Raw genomic sequence first — 14,246 nt, forward strand, 5'->3', positions numbered from 1 at the left:
CCCCGAATTTACCCTGAAGTGCAGGGCGCTTCAGGCAGAAAGGTTCTCCGGACGGCGGCAACACCCTGCCGGGTGGTCCGCCTCTTTTTTCAGTTTTGTGGGACAGCGCTATCCAATGAAGAACCGGCCCTTTATCACCTCCCTCGTCGTCATGGGCGTCGCGGGTTGCGGCAAGTCCAGCCTCGGACAGCGCTGTGCGCAGGCACTGGGTCTGCCGTTGCTCGAAGGGGACGACTTTCATTCGGCCGGCAATGTGGCCAAGATGCGCAGCGGTATCCCGCTGAGCGACCATGACCGTGCCGCCTGGCTGGACACGCTGGCCGCGCAGCTGCAGGCGCACCCGCAGGGTGTGGTGCTGACGTGTTCCGCGCTCAAGCGGCGTTACCGGGACCGTTTGCGCGTCGCCGCACCCGGCCTGCGCTTCGTCTTTCTTGAACTCACGCAGGACCAGGCGCGCGAGCGCGTGGCAGCCCGCCCGGCCCACCTGTTTCCGGTGAGCCTGGTGGCCAGCCAGTTTGCCGCGCTCGAAGACCCGCGGGACGAACCGGGCGTGCTGCCGCTCAATGCCACCGAGCCGCTGGACCAGCTGGCCACTTGCGTGGTGCGCTGGGCGCAGCAGGCTCCAGATGCCGCCGGGCTGGAGGTGCGGTCATGAAGCTGGGGCAGGCCCTCAAGCACGGCGTTGAAGCCATGCTGGCGCTGTGCCTGACGGGCATGGTGATCTGCGTGTTCGGCAACGTGGTGCTGCGCTATTTCTGGGGCACCGGCTGGGTGGTTTCGGAAGAACTCTCGCGGCTGCTGTTCGTGTGGCTGGTCTGCCTCTCGGCTGTCCTCGCGTTCGGCGAGAACAGGCACCTGGGCTTCGACCTGGTGACCGCGCGGCTCAAGGGCACGTCGGGCGCGGTGTTTCGCTGGCTCACGCGGGGCCTGATTGCGCTGGCTCTGTATTACCTGATCGATGGCTCATGGTCGCAGGTGCTGGTGGGTCTGGACAGCCGCAGCCCGGTGATGGACCTGCCGCTGGCCGTGGGCGCCGCGGGCACGCTGGTGATGGGCGTGTGCATGGCGGTGCTGCTGGTGCTGCAGGCCTGGGACGACCTGCGCGGCAATGCGTCCGGGTCGTCCATGCAGGAAGGGCGCACACCATGACCATCGCGATCTTCCTGCTGGTCCTGTTCGCCACCATGACGGTGGGCGTGCCGATTGCGTTCGCGCTCATGCTCACGGCGCTGGCGCTCATGGTGCACCTGGACTTCTTCGACGCCCAGCTGCTGGCGCAGAACGTGCAGGCCGGCTTCGACAGTTTCCCGCTGCTGGCCGTGCCTTTCTTCATCCTCGCGGGCGAGCTCATGAACGCCGGTGGCCTGAGCCGGCGCATCATCGACCTGGCGCGCTCCCTCGTCGGTCACGTGCCCGGCGGGCTGGGCTATGTGGCCATCGCGGCTTCCGTGCTGCTCGCGTCCATGAGCGGATCGGCGATTGCCGACACGGCCGCGCTGGCCACGCTGCTGCTGCCCATGATGCGGCGACAGAACTACCCCGATGGCTCCAGCGCGGGCCTGATCGCCTCGGGCGGCATCATCGCGCCCATCATCCCGCCATCCATGCCCATGGTGATCTACGGCGTGACCACCAACACCTCGATCAGCAAGCTGTTTCTTGCCGGCATCGTGCCGGGTCTGATGATGGCCAGCGCGCTGGTGCTGGTGTGGCGCCGGGTGGCGCGCGACAAGCAGCTGTCCGTGGCGGAGAAGACGGGCTGGCCCGAGCGCCGCCAGGCCCTGGCCAGCAGCGCCTGGGCGCTCATGATGCCGGTGATCATCATCGGCGGCCTGCGCATGGGTTTCTTCACGCCGACAGAGGCCGCCGTGGTGGCCGCGGTGTACGCCCTGGTGGTGGCCACGCTGGTCTATCGCGAGCTCAACCTGGCGGGCATCTACCGTGTGCTGGTCGATGCCTCGCGCACCACCGGCGTGGTGATGTTTCTTTGCGGCGCCGCCACCGCCGCGTCCTACATGATCACGCTGGCCGACCTGCCCAACGAGCTGGCGAAGAGCATCGGGCCCTTGCTCTCCGAGCCCATGCTGTTCATGGCCGTGGTCTGCCTGTTCCTGCTCGCCGTGGGCATGGTGATGGACCTCACGCCCACCATCCTGATCCTGGCGCCGGTGCTCGCGCCGCTGGCGGCGAAAGCCGGCATCGACCCGGTGTACTTCGGCTTCGTCTTCATCTTCGTTGGCTGCCTGGGCCTGCTCACGCCACCCGTGGGCACGGTGCTCAACGTGGTGGCCGGTGTCGGCGGCCTGCGCATGGAGCCGGTCATCCGCGGCGTCATGCCTTTCCTGCTGGTCTACGTGGCCATGCTGGTCCTGCTCATCGTGTTCCCGGCCATCGTGTTGTGGCCCTTGAAGCTGATGTTCTGAGCGTCGGCACCTTTCTGTTCCCCCGGCTCGCGCCGCATTCCAACCCAGGAGATACACCATGAAACTCAAACAGCTCGCCATGGCCACCGCGGTCACGCTCGCCACCCTCGGCGCCGGCATCGCCCAGGCGCAGGACATCAAGCCGCGCCTGATCCGTTTCGGCTACGGCCTGAACGAGGTGTCCAACCAGGGCCGCGCCACCAAGGTGTTCGCCGACGAGGTCGAGAAGGCCTCGGGCGGCAAGATGAAGATCCGCGCCATCGGCGCCGCCGCCCTCGGCTCGGACGTGCAGATGCAGCAGGCCCTCATCGGCGGCGCGCAGGAAATGATGGTCGGCTCCACCGCCACGCTGGTGGGCATCACCAAGGAAATGGCGATCTGGGACACACCCTTCCTGTTCAACAACGCACAGGAAGCCGACGCCGTGCTGGACGGCCCGGTGGGCCAGAAGGTGATGGACAAACTGCAGGAGAAGGGCCTGGTCGGCCTGGTCTACTGGGAGAACGGTTTCCGCAACCTGACCAACAACAAGCGCGCCGTCAACAAGCTGGAGGATTTCGATGGCATCAAGCTGCGCGTGATGCAGAACAACGTCTTCATCGACAGCTTCAAGACCCTGGGCGCCAATGCCGTGCCGCTGCCGTTCTCCGAGCTGTTCACCGCGCTGGAGACCAAGACGGTCGATGGCCAGGAGAACCCGTACAACACCATCCTCTCCAGCAAGTTCTACGAGGTGCAGAAGTACCTGACTGTCACCAACCACGTCTACAGCCCGTGGATCGTGACCGTGAGCAAGAAGTACTGGGACCAGCTCAGCAAGGACGAGCAGAAGGTGCTGATGGACGCGGCGAAGAAGAGCCGCGACTTCGAGCGCCAGGACACGCGCGCCGAGGCCGACAAGGCGCTGGCCGACCTCAAGGGCAAGGGCATGCAGATCAACCAGCTCAGCCCGGCCGAGGCCAACCGCATGCGCGAGAAGCTCGGTGCGGTCAACGCCAGCATCGCCGCCAACGTGGGCGAGGATCTGTGGAAGGACACGCAGGCCGCGGTGGCGAAGGCCCGCGGCGCGAAGTAAGCCAGCGCTATCGATGCCGTGCCGAGGGTGCCTGCACTCGCTACGGCATCGGGGGGCGTTCCACCGTCAGCGCCGCGCCGCGAAAGCGGTTGAGCGACTGGCGGCGGAAGCCCGATGGCGTCATGCCCTTGATCTCGAGGAAGCGACGGTTGAAGTTGGCCACGTTGTTGAAGCCGACTTCGTAGCAGATGTGGGTGATCTGCTGATCGGTGTCCATCAGCAACTGGCAGGCGCGGCTGATGCGCACGCGGTTGACAAAGTCGGTGAAGGTGTTGCCCGTGGCGCGGCGGAAGAAGCGGCTGAAGCGGCTCTCGCTCATGCCGAGTTCGGCAGCCAGTGCGGCGGCGGAATGCGGCTCGGCCAGGTGGTCGGTGATGCGACTGACCACGGCGTCGATCTGCACCAGCGAGGCGTCGTCGTCGTCGCTTTGCAGCTGCACGCTGGAGAGCAGGCGGTAGTCGGTGCAGGCGACCAGGTCCGCCATGAACTCACAGAAAGCGTTGAAGCGACGCAGGCCGTGCGTGGACTTCACCCGGTGCCAGTGGGCGTCGGCGGCGTCGGACAGGCCAAAGAACTCGATGCCGTGGCGCGCGCGTTCCAGCAGCGGCAGCACGTCGGCGAGCTCGGGAATCGTTTCGCTTGCGCGCGCCAGCGGCTCGTGGGAAAACTGGATCACCAGGTCGCGCTGTGCCACGCCGCCTTCGGGCAGGTCCATGCTCACCCAGTTGTGCGGCAGGCGCGGGCCGGTCAGCACCAGTTGTCCGGGCTGGAACGGTCCGATCCAGTCACCCACGAACACCTTGCCCGAGGTGGCGGTGATCAGGTGCAGCTCGTATTCGTCGTGGTAGTGCCAGCGCGCCAGCGGCGTGGGAAAGCCGTGCGAGAGGCAACGCACGAAACCCACGTCGCCCGGTGGCTCGTAGCCCAGGTCGGGCGAGCGGGCGTACTCCAGTTCCAGCTCGGGTCTGAGCTGGCGCGGTGCCGGTTCGGTTCGCTGGGGCATGGGTCTGTGGGGCGGTGGCGCCGAGGCCAGTGCGGTCAGACCGCGACGTTACCACCGAAGGCTTCTGCGCGCGCGTGCGCGGCCTGAACGGCTTCGACCAGGCGCGCATCGCCGGCCGCCGTGCCCCACAGGCTGGTGTCCGCGCACAGGGCCGCCACGGGATCGGGGGCCTCGCAGATGGCATGTGCCACGGCCGGATCCATGCCCTGGTCCTGGTAGGCATAGGGCAGGCGGCCGAGGTGCCAGCGCTGCAGGAACGCGAGGAACAGCGCGGGCAGCATGGCCACGCTGTCGATGCGCGCGCCCTGGGCCAGGCGCTCGCGCACGGTGGGGGCAATGAAGCCTGGAATCTTGGCGAAGCCGTCCATGGCCACCCGCTGGTTGGTGTCGCGGATGGCGGGGTTGGCGAACCGGTCGAGCACGATGTCGCGGTAGGCCGGCAGGTCCACCGGGCTGGGCGCGCCGGACCGGGTGAGGCACGGAATCACGTCGTTGGTGACATAGTCGAACGCCATCTGGCGGATGGCAGGTTGCAGCGTGCCCTCGTGGATGAACCGCAGGCCGGCGAGCGTGCCGGCCCAGGCAATGCAGCTGTGGCTGGCGTTGAGAATGCGGATCTTCGCCTCTTCATAGGGCGCAACGGTTTTCACCATCTGCACCCCCACCGTTTCCCAGACCGGGCGACCCGCCATGAAATGGTCCTCGATCACCCACTGGATGAAGCTCTCGCCCGTCACGGCGGCGGCGTCGTCCAGGCCGGTGGCGGCGCGCACACGCTCGCGCAGCTCGGGAGGCGGGCGTGGGGTGATGCGGTCCACCATCGCGTTCGGGCAGCTCGTGTGGGCGCGCATCCATGTCAGCAGGGCGGCATCGCCCACGAGGTCGACGAATTCGAACAGGCCGGCTCGGAAGCGGTCTCCGTTGTGGCGCAGGTTGTCGCAATTGAGCAAGGTCACCGCACCCGCGTTGCGGTCGCGCCGAGCGCGCAGCACGGTGCACAGCGCGCCGTAGATGGTTTCGCCGGCCTGCCCCTGGCGCACGCGGTCCAGGTCGGCAACGAGATCGGGAAAGCCCAGGTCGAGCCGGTCACGGGCGTCGAGGTAGTAGCCAGCTTCCGTCACGGTGAAGGAGATGATGCGCGTGGCCGGGTGCGCGCCACGTTCGACCACGGCGGCCAGCCCGGGGGCCCAGGGAAGCACCTCGCGTATGGACTGGATGCGCTGGTAGCGGTATTCGCCGCCAGGCGACACCGTCTCCAGCGTGTAGGCGCCACCCTGGTCGCGCAGCGCCTGCAGCAGTTCGGGCATGTCGTTGCGCAGGTTGGCGCCCGAGATCGACCACTGATCGTCGCCGCGCTCGATCAGTTGCTGGAGGTAGACGGCCTGGTGTGCCCGGTGGAACGAGCCCAGCCCGAGGTGGAGCATGACGCATGGGGAAGCGGGAGGCGAGAGGGTCACGTGGTCACGCGCGGGCCTGGGCGATGGATTGACCATCGCGGTTGAACAGATGCAGCACGGCCGGGTCGAGCTCGACCGCGACCGGATCGCCCACGCGCAATGGCGTGCGCTCGTTCTGGCGCGCGACCAGTGGCACGCCAGCCACGTCCACATGGATCAGCGTGTCCGCACCGAGCGCCTCGATCAGGTCAACCCGGCCCGGCTCGCCCGCACCCTGGCCGGGGTGCACGCGCAGGCCTTCCGGCCGCACGCCCAGGAAGCCGTCGCCCGGCAGGCGGCCACCGGTCTGTGCCGAGAAACTGGGGATGGCGTTGGCCGCCACCACGTTCATGGATGGCATGCCGATGAACTGCGCGACGAACTGGTTGGCCGGATGGTCGTACAGCTCCAGCGGGGTGCCCACCTGCTCGATCAGACCGTCCTTGAGCACCACCACGCGGTCAGCCAGCGTCATGGCCTCGACCTGGTCGTGCGTCACGTAGATGGTGGTCGCTCCCAGGGCGACGTGCAGCTTGTGGATCTCCACCCGCGTATTGCCGCGCAGCGCCGCGTCCAGGTTGGACAGCGGCTCGTCAAACAGGAACACCTTGGGTGCGCGCACGATGGCGCGGCCGATCGCCACACGCTGGCGTTGCCCGCCCGAGAGCTCCTTGGGCGTGCGGTCCAGGTACGTCGTGAGGTTGAGCTGTTTCGCGGCGTGTTCCACCTTGCGGCGGATCTCGTCCCTGGGCACGTTGGCGAGCTTGAGCGCGAAGGACATGTTGTCGTACACGCTCATGTGCGGGTAGAGCGCGTAGCTCTGGAACACCATGGCCAGGTCGCGTTTGCCCGAGGGCGTGTGCGTGATGTCCTTGCCGTCGAGCAGCAGGTTGCCGCTGGTGATGGGCTCCAGGCCAGCGATGAGGCGAAGCAGCGTGGACTTGCCGCAGCCCGACGGGCCGACGAAGACGATGAACTCGCCTTTCTGTATCTCCAGGTCCACGCCCTTGATGATGTGCGCGTCGCCGAAGCTCTTCTGGATGTTCTTGAGCTGAAGGTAGGCCATGGGTTTTGTCTCCAGGTTCATTTGACGGCGCCGAAGGTCAGACCCTGCACCAGCTGTTTCTGGGAGAACCAGCCAAACACCACAATGGGTGCGATCGCCATCAGCGAAGCAGCCGAGAGCTTGGCCCAGAACAGGCCCTCGGGGCTGGAGTAGGAGGCAATGAGCGTGGCCAGGGTGCCGGCCTTGGCCGAGGTGAGGTTGAGCGCCCAGAAGGCTTCGTTCCAGCTCAGCACCAGGCACAGCAGGCCGGTGGAAGCCAGGCCGCCGATGGACAGCGGCAGCACCACGTGGCGGAACTCGGTCCAGAGGTTGGCGCCGTCCATGCGCGCGGCTTCGAGGATTTCGTTCGGAATGTCCTTGTAGCTCGTGTAGAGCATCCACACCATGATGGGCAGGTTGGAGAGCGTGAACACGATGGTGAGCGCGCTCAGCGAGTCCAGCATGCCCGCGGTCTGGGCCAGCACGTAGATGGGCACCAGCGCGCCCACCGCCGGCATCATCTTGGTCGAGAGCATCCACATCAGGATGTCGCGCGTGCGTTTCGTCCGGAAGAAGGCCATCGAATACGCGGCCGGTGCCGCAATCAACAGGCCGATGATGGTCGAACCCAGGCTGGTGATGAGCGAGTTGCGCGCATACAGCAAGTAGTCGCTGCGGCGCTGCACCTCGCCAAAGTTGTCCATCGTTGGCTCGAAGACGAACAGCGGCGGCACGGCAATCGCCTGCAGCTCGGTCTTGAACGCCGTCAGGAACAGCCAGCCCAGCGGGAAGAACAGCAGCAGGGCAATGGCCCAGGCGCCGATGGCGCGCAGTGCGGTCAGCAAGGGATGGGTAGGCATGCTCAGTCCAGGTTCTTGCCGATGATGCGGATCAGGAAGACCGCGACGATGTTGGCCAGCACCACCGCGAGCAGCGCACCGGCCGAGGCCACGCCGACGTCGAAATTCATCAGCGACTGCTTGAAGATCAGGTAGGTGAGGTTGGTGCTCTCGTTGCCCGGTCCGCCGTTGGTGGTGATGGCGATCTCGGCGAACACGCTGAGCAGGAAGATCATCTCGATCATGATCACCACCGCCATCGGGCGCGCCAGGTGCGGCAGCGTGAGGTAGAAGAAGCGCTGCACGGCATTGGCGCCGTCCATCCGCGCCGCTTCCATCTGTTCACGGTCCAGCGACTGCAGCGAGGTGATGAAGATCAGGCAGGCAAACGGCAGCCACTGCCAGGCCACCATGACGATCACCGAGAACAGCGGCACGTCGGTGAGCCAGTCCACCGGCGTGAGGCCGAAGAACTGCCACAGGTTGGCCAGCACGCCGTAGATCGGGTTCATCATCATGTGCTTCCACAGCAGCGCGTTGACCGCGGGCATGACGAAGAACGGCGAGATCAGCAGCACGCGCACCACACCCCGGCCCGGAAAGGGCTCGTTGACCAGCAGCGCGAGCAGCACGCCGAAGACAACGGTGATCACGATCACGCTGCCGATCAGCATCAGCGTGTTCGACACCGAGGGCCAGAAGTCCGGGTCCGTGACGAAGTACTCGAAGTTTTCCAGGCCGATGAACGGGCGTTCACCGGGTTGCAGCAGGTTGTAGTTCACCAGCGAGAAATACAACGTCATCAGCAGTGGCACGATCATCCAGAGGACGAGCGCGATCACGGCCGGCGCCATCAGCGCCCGGGGCAGCAGTCGGTTCATGCGAGCGGGGTGTTTCGTGGGAGTGCGCGCGATGGCGTGCCTGGGGGGCTCAGCCTACTTGTAGTAACCGGCCTTCTTCATCTCGCGCTCGGCCTGGGTCTGTGCCGTCTTGAGGGCCTGGTCCACAGTCACCTTGCCGGCCAGCGCCGCGCTCATCTGCTGGCCCACCGCGACGCCGATGGCCTGGAACTCGGGAATCGCCGCGTACTGCACGCCCACATAGGGCGACTTGGGCAGCGTGCTGTCGTTCGGGTTGGCCGAGTCGATGGCCTTCTTCTCTGCGGCGGCGAAAGTCGCGACCTTCTGGAAATCCGCGTTGGCATAGGTCGATTTGCGCGTGCCGGTGGGCACCGCACCCCAGCCGTGCTCCTTGGCCACCAGGTTGATGTAGTCCTTGGACGTGGCCCACTTGATGAAGCTTTGAGCGGCGGCGTCCTTGGTGGAGCTGGCGGGGATGGCCAGATTCCAAGACCAGAGCCAGTTCGCACCCTTGGGCGTGACGGCCACCGGAGCCTGCGCGAAGGCCACCTTGTCGGCCACCTTGGACTGCTTCGGGTCGCTGATGAAGGACGCGGCGATGGTTGCGTCCACCCACATCGCGCATTTGCCCTCGTTGAACAAGGCCAGGTTCTCGTTGAAGCTGTTGGCCGACGCGCCGGGCGGGCCGTACTTGTTCATCAGGTCGACGTAGAAGCCGATGGCGTCCTTCCAGGGCTGGGTGTTGATCTGCGGCTTCCACTGCATGTCGAACCACTGGCCGCCGTGGGTGTTGACCAGCGTGGTCAGGAAGGCCATGTTGTCGCCCCAGCCCGGTTTGCCGCGCAGGCACATGCCGTACACGCCGGCCTTGGGTTCGTGTGCCTTGGCGGCGAACGCCTTGACGTCGGCCCAGGTGGGCTGCTCCGCGATCTTGATGCCGGCCTTGTCGGCCAGATCCTTGCGGTACATCAGCATCGAGCTCTCGCCATAGAAAGGCGCGGCGTACAGCTTTCCCTCGTGCGACAGGCCGTTGCGGATCGCCGGCAGCAGGTCGTCCACGTCGTAGGCGGCGTCGGTGGCGATGGGCTTGAGCCAGCCCTTCTTCGACCAGATCGGCGCTTCGTACAGTCCGATGGTCATGATGTCGAACTGACCGCCCTTGGTGGCGATGTCGGTCGTCACACGCTGGCGCAGCGTGCCTTCTTCCAGCGTGACCCACTTGAGCTTGACGTTGGGATTGGCCTTTTCGAAATGCGTGCCGAGTTTCTGCATCTCGATCATGTGGCCGTTGTTGACCGTGGCGATCACCAGCTCGGTGCTGGCCTGGGCGTGGGCGGCGCTGGCGCCCAGCAGGGCAATGGCCGCGAAAACGGAAGCAGGGCGAAAGTTCACATTGGTCTCCTGATGGTGTTCTGAGTGGGAAGCGGATTGCGCGGCGGCCGGTCAAGGCCGTGGGGAGATTCTGGCCACGAACCCCGTCAGGATTTGTACGGAAACTGGTCTGATATGTACTCTCTTGCGTTTGAATGCTGGGAATTACCCTAGGAATCGGCGCAAAGTTTGCGTCGTGGGGCTCGGCCGCATGCCCCGGGTGGCGGTGGCGCCTGGGCGTCGGGGCCTGGGCGGTGTCACCGGGCTCAGCCCACCGGGGGCGCCAGTTCGTGAACGGCCTGGTAGTGGGTCAGGAAGACCCGGCCGCTGAGCGCCTGCAGGAAGTGCGTGCGCTGCAGCCGGTCCATCACGGGGCCTTTCACCTCGGACAGGTGCAACTGGATGCCCGCTTCGCGAAGGCGCGTGTCGATGGCCTCCAGGCTTTCCAGCGCGCTGGCGTCGATGTCGTTGATGGCCGAACATTGCAGCACCACGTGCTCCAGCCCCGGGTGCTCGGCCACGGCCTGGTTCACCCGGTCCTCCAGCGCGCGCGAGTTCGCAAAGTACAGGCTTTCGTCGACACGCAGGCCCACCAGGCGCGGATCCACCGCCACCGCGTGGCGCTGCACGTTGCGGAAGTGCTCGGTGCCGGGCACCTGGCCCACCTCGGCAATGTGGGGGCGGCTGGTGCGGTACAGGTGCAGCGCCAGCGACACACCCACGCCGACCACCAGGCCCGACTCCACGCCCACCCCGAGGGTGACCGCGAGCGTGGTCAGCATGGCGATGAAGTCCGGCTTCGAGTAGGCCCAGGTCCGCTGGAAGATGCCGAAGTCCACCAGGGACAGCACGGCCACCACGATGGTGGCGGCCAGCGTGGCCTGTGGCAGGTGGAACAGGGCGGGCGTGAGGAACAGCGAGGCCAGCAGGATGCCCGCCGCGGTGAGCACGCCCGCCAGGGGGGTCTGTGCGCCGGCGTCGAAATTGACCACCGAGCGCGCGAAACCGCCAGTGACCGGGAAGCCGCCCGTGAAGGCCGCGCCCAGGTTGCTCGCACCCAGGGCCACCAGTTCCTGGTCGGGGTTGATGCGCTGGCGTCGCCGCGCGGCCAGGGTCTGGCCCACCGACACCGATTCGACAAAACCCACCACGCTGATCAGCAAGGCGGGCACGAGCAGCGACTGCCACAGCGCGATGTCCCACAGGGGCTGCGTCAATGGCGGCAGGCCCTGCGGCACGGCGCCCACGGTCTTCACGCCTTGTGCCTGCCACTGCAGGGCCCAGGCCAGGAAGGCGGTGGTGCCAATGGCGGCGATCGGGCCGGTCTTGGCGAGCAGGTCGGCGGTGCGCGGCGGCAGGCCCGCGCGCACCAGCAAGGGCCTGAGCCCGCTGCGCACCCAGAACAGGAAGACGATGCTGACCACGCCCACCAGCGCGGTGAGCCCATGCACCTGCCCGAGCTGCGACAGCAGCGAGCGGCCCAGCTCGATCAGGTTGTGGCCTCCGGCCTGCACACCCAGCAAGGTCTTCAACTGGCTGGCGGCGATCAGCAGGCCCGAGGCCGAGATGAAGCCCGAGATCACCGGGTGGCTGAGGAAGTTGGCCAGGAACCCCAGCCGCAGCAGGCCCATGGCCAGCAGCAGCACACCCGACAGAAAGGCGAGCGTGATGGCCACGGCCCAGTAGGCGTCGCTGCCCGCCACGGCGTGTTCGCCGATGGCCGCTGCCGTCATCAGCGAAACCACGGCCACCGGCCCCACCGCGAGCACACGGCTGGACCCCAGCGCCGCGTACAGCAGCAGTGGTGCCACGCTGGCATAGAGTCCCACCTCGGGCGGCAGGCCCGCGAGCAGCGCGTAGGCCAGGCTCTGCGGGATCAGCATGACGGTGACGATCAATGCCGCCACGCCATCGCTCAGCAGCGTCTCGCGCTGGTAGCCGCGTGCCCACTGCAGCAAGGGCAGCGAGGGCAACCAGGTGCGTGGTGCGCTGCGCATCCTGTGGCCTCGCTCAGCGCGTCGCCACGTCCGGGCGCTGGAAAGACCGTTCGGCCAACTCGTACAGCGCCATACCCACGAGCATGGCGGCCACGAAGACCGCGGCCTTCCATTCGCCCGAGGCCATGGAGACGATGCCGGGACCGGGGCAGAAGCCCGCCAGGCCCCAGCCCGCGCCAAAGGTCAGGCCGCCGAGCACCAGGCGCCGGTCGATCTGGCTGGACTTCGGCAGGTGCAGCGCGCCCCCGAGGAAGCTGGTGGTGCGCTTGCGCGCCAGCGCGAAGGCGAAGAAGCCGACGGCAATCGCGCCGCCCATGACGAAGGCGAGCGACGGGTCCCAGGTGCCGAACAGGTCGAGGAAACCGAGCACCTTGCCGGGATCGGTCATGCCCGAGAGCAGCAAGCCCAGGCCAAACAGCAGGCCCACGAAGAATTCGGTGATGCGGTGCATGTGTGTGCTCCTCAGAGAATGTGGCGGACCACGAAAACCATCGCGAAGCCCGCGCCCATGAAGGCCAGGGTCGCGACGAGAGAGCGCGGCGACAGGCGCGAGAGCCCGCACACGCCGTGGCCGCTGGTGCAGCCCGAGCCATAGCGTGTGCCCAGGCCGACCAGCAGCCCGGCCGCCACGATGGCGCCGAAGCCCGCGTCGATGCGCGGCGCCTGCACGAAACCGGTCGGCGCGATCAGGCCGTAGACCAGTGGCGCGGCCAGCAAGCCCAGCAGGAAGGCGACGCGCCATCCCACGTCCCGCACCCGGGGCGTGAGCAAGCCGCCCAGGATGCCGCTGATGCCCAGCACCCGGCCGTTCAACAGGATGAAAAGCGCCGAGGCCACGCCCAGCAGGATGCCGCCGGACAGCGAGGCCCAGGGGGTGAAGTTCGTCCAGTCGATGCTCATGTCTTTCTCCGTTTCGTGCCGCAGAACTGTGCGTACAGCACCTGCATCACCGCCAGCGTCTGCGGGCTGTCGAGCAGGTAGTAAATGTGCTTGCCGTCTCGGCGCGTGCTCACCAGCGCCTCTTCGCGCAACACGGTGAGCTGCTGCGACAGCGTGGGTTGCACGATGCCCAGCAGTTCCTCCAGTTCGCCCACGCGGTATTCGCCCTGAGAGAGCTGGCACAGGATGAGCAGGCGGTCCAGGTTGGACAGCACCTTCATCAGGCGGCAGGCGTCCACAGCCGCCGCGCGCATGTCGTCAAGATCCAGGGTGGTGGATGTCATCGGAAGTCCTTTCGGTTCAGCATGGCACATAGTCTATTGACAAACAATATATCTGTCAATATACTATATTCAACTTAATTGAAGGAGGTCTTCATGAAACCCGCTGCCATTTCTCCGCAAGTCCAGGGCTTTTTCGACCCCGCCACCTGGACGGTGACCTACGTCGTGCACAACGGGCCGGGCAGTGCCTGCGCCATCGTCGACCCGGTGCTCGACTACGACCCCAAGGCCGGGCGCACCAGCCACGGATCGGCCGACAAGGTGGTGGCCTTCGTGCGCGCGAATGACTTGAAGGTCGAATGGATCCTGGAGACCCATGCCCATGCCGACCACCTGTCGGCCGCGCCCTACGTCAAGTCACAACTGGGTGGCCGCATCGCCATTGGCAGCCACATCACCGACGTGCAGAAAGTGTTCAAGGGCATCTTCAACCTCGAGCCGGATTTCAGGCTCGACGGCTCACAGTTCGACCACCTGTTCCAGGACAACGAGGTCTTCCAGGTGGGAGACCTCTCGGGTGAGATTCTCTACGTGCCAGGTCATACACCGGCCTGCGTGGCCTATCGCATCGGCGATGCGGTGTTCGTCGGCGACACGCTGTTCATGCCCGACGTGGGTACGGCGCGCTGCGATTTCCCCGGGGGTGACGCGAAGACGCTGTACGCCTCCACGCGCAGGCTGTTGAGCCTGCCGCCCGAAACGCGGCTGTTCATGTGCCACGACTACCCGCCCGTCGACCGCGAGGTGGCTTTTGAAACCACCGTGGCCGAACAGCGCGCGCACAACATCCACGTGCATGATGGGGTGAGCGAGGAAGCGTTCGTGGCCATGCGCACACGGCGCGACGCCACGCTGGAGATGCCGGTGCTGATCCTGCCTTCGGTGCAGATCAACATCCGCGCAGGCCAGTTGCCGCCCGCCGAAGAGAACGGCATTGCCTACGCCAAGATTCCGCTGAACGTGCTGTAGGGGCA

At 66.4% G+C, this 14,246-nt stretch carries 15 protein-coding genes; 5 read left to right on the top strand and 10 right to left on the bottom strand.

Annotated elements, in window-relative coordinates:
• Positions 1-115: 115 nt before the first annotated feature.
• The 4 genes from AB7P10_RS11390 (at position 116) to AB7P10_RS11405 (ending at position 3,498) form a co-directional block, all read left to right on the top strand.
• Entirely contained in the window at positions 116-655 is a 540-nt protein-coding gene (locus tag AB7P10_RS11390) for a gluconokinase (RefSeq protein ID WP_428293971.1), read from the top strand.
• Entirely contained in the window at positions 652-1,149 is a 498-nt protein-coding gene (locus AB7P10_RS11395; RefSeq protein WP_428293972.1) for a TRAP transporter small permease, read from the top strand. Before AB7P10_RS11390 ends, AB7P10_RS11395 begins: the two co-directional genes overlap by 4 nt.
• Entirely contained in the window at positions 1,146-2,423 is a 1,278-nt protein-coding gene (locus AB7P10_RS11400) for a TRAP transporter large permease (RefSeq protein ID WP_428293973.1), read from the top strand. Before AB7P10_RS11395 ends, AB7P10_RS11400 begins: the two co-directional genes overlap by 4 nt.
• Positions 2,424-2,502: 79 nt before the next feature.
• A complete protein-coding gene (locus tag AB7P10_RS11405; protein ID WP_428294095.1) occupies positions 2,503-3,498 on the top strand; it encodes a TRAP transporter substrate-binding protein in 996 nt (331 codons plus the stop codon).
• 40 nt (positions 3,499-3,538) lie between these two features.
• On the opposite strand, the gene AB7P10_RS11410 is transcribed toward AB7P10_RS11405, so the two are convergent.
• The 10 genes from AB7P10_RS11410 to AB7P10_RS11455 all read right to left on the bottom strand — a co-directional run bounded on the left by AB7P10_RS11410 (position 3,539) and on the right by AB7P10_RS11455 (position 13,272).
• Positions 3,539-4,501 carry a helix-turn-helix domain-containing protein gene (locus AB7P10_RS11410; RefSeq protein WP_428293974.1) on the bottom strand — a complete coding sequence of 321 codons (963 nt, stop codon included), beginning with the start codon at positions 4,499-4,501 and terminating at the stop codon, positions 3,539-3,541.
• Positions 4,502-4,536: 35 nt separating this feature from the next.
• The gene (gene dalD, locus AB7P10_RS11415; RefSeq protein WP_428293975.1) at positions 4,537-5,925 is read right to left on the bottom strand and encodes a D-arabinitol 4-dehydrogenase; all 1,389 of its coding nucleotides are present in this window, start codon (positions 5,923-5,925) and stop codon (positions 4,537-4,539) included.
• Between the two features lie 37 nt (positions 5,926-5,962).
• The gene (locus AB7P10_RS11420; protein WP_428293976.1) at positions 5,963-7,003 is read right to left on the bottom strand and encodes an ABC transporter ATP-binding protein; all 1,041 of its coding nucleotides are present in this window, start codon (positions 7,001-7,003) and stop codon (positions 5,963-5,965) included.
• 17 nt (positions 7,004-7,020) lie between these two features.
• On the bottom strand, positions 7,021-7,842 hold the full coding sequence (locus tag AB7P10_RS11425) for a carbohydrate ABC transporter permease (RefSeq protein ID WP_428293977.1): 822 nt from the start codon (positions 7,840-7,842) through the stop codon (positions 7,021-7,023).
• Between the two features lie 2 nt (positions 7,843-7,844).
• A complete protein-coding gene (locus AB7P10_RS11430; RefSeq protein WP_428293978.1) occupies positions 7,845-8,702 on the bottom strand; it encodes a carbohydrate ABC transporter permease in 858 nt (285 codons plus the stop codon).
• Between the two features lie 54 nt (positions 8,703-8,756).
• Entirely contained in the window at positions 8,757-9,962 is a 1,206-nt protein-coding gene (locus AB7P10_RS11435) for an ABC transporter substrate-binding protein (protein WP_428294096.1), read from the bottom strand.
• A gap of 356 nt (positions 9,963-10,318) precedes the next feature.
• Positions 10,319-12,049 (bottom strand): SulP family inorganic anion transporter, encoded by a 1,731-nt coding sequence (locus tag AB7P10_RS11440; RefSeq protein WP_428293979.1) that lies wholly within the window; start codon positions 12,047-12,049, stop codon positions 10,319-10,321.
• Positions 12,050-12,062: 13 nt separating this feature from the next.
• A complete protein-coding gene (locus AB7P10_RS11445; RefSeq protein WP_428293980.1) occupies positions 12,063-12,500 on the bottom strand; it encodes a DUF6691 family protein in 438 nt (145 codons plus the stop codon).
• An 11-nt stretch (positions 12,501-12,511) separates the two neighbouring features.
• Entirely contained in the window at positions 12,512-12,949 is a 438-nt protein-coding gene (locus AB7P10_RS11450) for a YeeE/YedE family protein (RefSeq protein ID WP_428293981.1), read from the bottom strand.
• A complete protein-coding gene (locus tag AB7P10_RS11455; protein WP_428293982.1) occupies positions 12,946-13,272 on the bottom strand; it encodes an ArsR/SmtB family transcription factor in 327 nt (108 codons plus the stop codon). The genes AB7P10_RS11450 and AB7P10_RS11455 overlap by 4 nt, the downstream gene beginning before the upstream one ends.
• 93 nt (positions 13,273-13,365) lie before the next feature.
• Here AB7P10_RS11455 and AB7P10_RS11460 point away from each other — a divergent pair, with 93 nt between their 5' ends.
• Positions 13,366-14,241: an MBL fold metallo-hydrolase gene (locus tag AB7P10_RS11460; protein ID WP_428293983.1), complete on the top strand. Its 876-nt coding sequence runs from the start codon at positions 13,366-13,368 to the stop codon at positions 14,239-14,241.
• Positions 14,242-14,246: the final 5 nt, after the last annotated feature.

This window comes from Hydrogenophaga sp. (assembly GCF_050182545.1).
In the GTDB taxonomy this organism is placed as follows: domain Bacteria; phylum Pseudomonadota; class Gammaproteobacteria; order Burkholderiales; family Burkholderiaceae_C; genus Hydrogenophaga.

Coding starts and splice junctions, on each gene's coding strand:
- AB7P10_RS11405 (WP_428294095.1), top strand. CDS start 2,503: ATGGCCACCGCGGTCACGCTCGCCACCCTCGGCGCCGGCATCGCCCAG.
- AB7P10_RS11460 (WP_428293983.1), top strand. CDS start 13,366: ATGAAACCCGCTGCCATTTCTCCGCAAGTCCAGGGCTTTTTCGACCCC.
- AB7P10_RS11400 (WP_428293973.1), top strand. CDS start 1,146: ATGACCATCGCGATCTTCCTGCTGGTCCTGTTCGCCACCATGACGGTG.
- AB7P10_RS11395 (WP_428293972.1), top strand. CDS start 652: ATGAAGCTGGGGCAGGCCCTCAAGCACGGCGTTGAAGCCATGCTGGCG.
- AB7P10_RS11410 (WP_428293974.1), bottom strand. CDS start 4,501: ATGCCCCAGCGAACCGAACCGGCACCGCGCCAGCTCAGACCCGAGCTG.
- AB7P10_RS11450 (WP_428293981.1), bottom strand. CDS start 12,949: ATGAGCATCGACTGGACGAACTTCACCCCCTGGGCCTCGCTGTCCGGC.
- AB7P10_RS11445 (WP_428293980.1), bottom strand. CDS start 12,500: ATGCACCGCATCACCGAATTCTTCGTGGGCCTGCTGTTTGGCCTGGGC.
- AB7P10_RS11455 (WP_428293982.1), bottom strand. CDS start 13,272: ATGACATCCACCACCCTGGATCTTGACGACATGCGCGCGGCGGCTGTG.
- AB7P10_RS11435 (WP_428294096.1), bottom strand. CDS start 9,962: ATGATCGAGATGCAGAAACTCGGCACGCATTTCGAAAAGGCCAATCCC.
- AB7P10_RS11390 (WP_428293971.1), top strand. CDS start 116: ATGAAGAACCGGCCCTTTATCACCTCCCTCGTCGTCATGGGCGTCGCG.
- AB7P10_RS11430 (WP_428293978.1), bottom strand. CDS start 8,702: ATGAACCGACTGCTGCCCCGGGCGCTGATGGCGCCGGCCGTGATCGCG.
- AB7P10_RS11425 (WP_428293977.1), bottom strand. CDS start 7,842: ATGCCTACCCATCCCTTGCTGACCGCACTGCGCGCCATCGGCGCCTGG.
- dalD (WP_428293975.1), bottom strand. CDS start 5,925: ATGCTCCACCTCGGGCTGGGCTCGTTCCACCGGGCACACCAGGCCGTC.
- AB7P10_RS11420 (WP_428293976.1), bottom strand. CDS start 7,003: ATGGCCTACCTTCAGCTCAAGAACATCCAGAAGAGCTTCGGCGACGCG.
- AB7P10_RS11440 (WP_428293979.1), bottom strand. CDS start 12,049: ATGCGCAGCGCACCACGCACCTGGTTGCCCTCGCTGCCCTTGCTGCAG.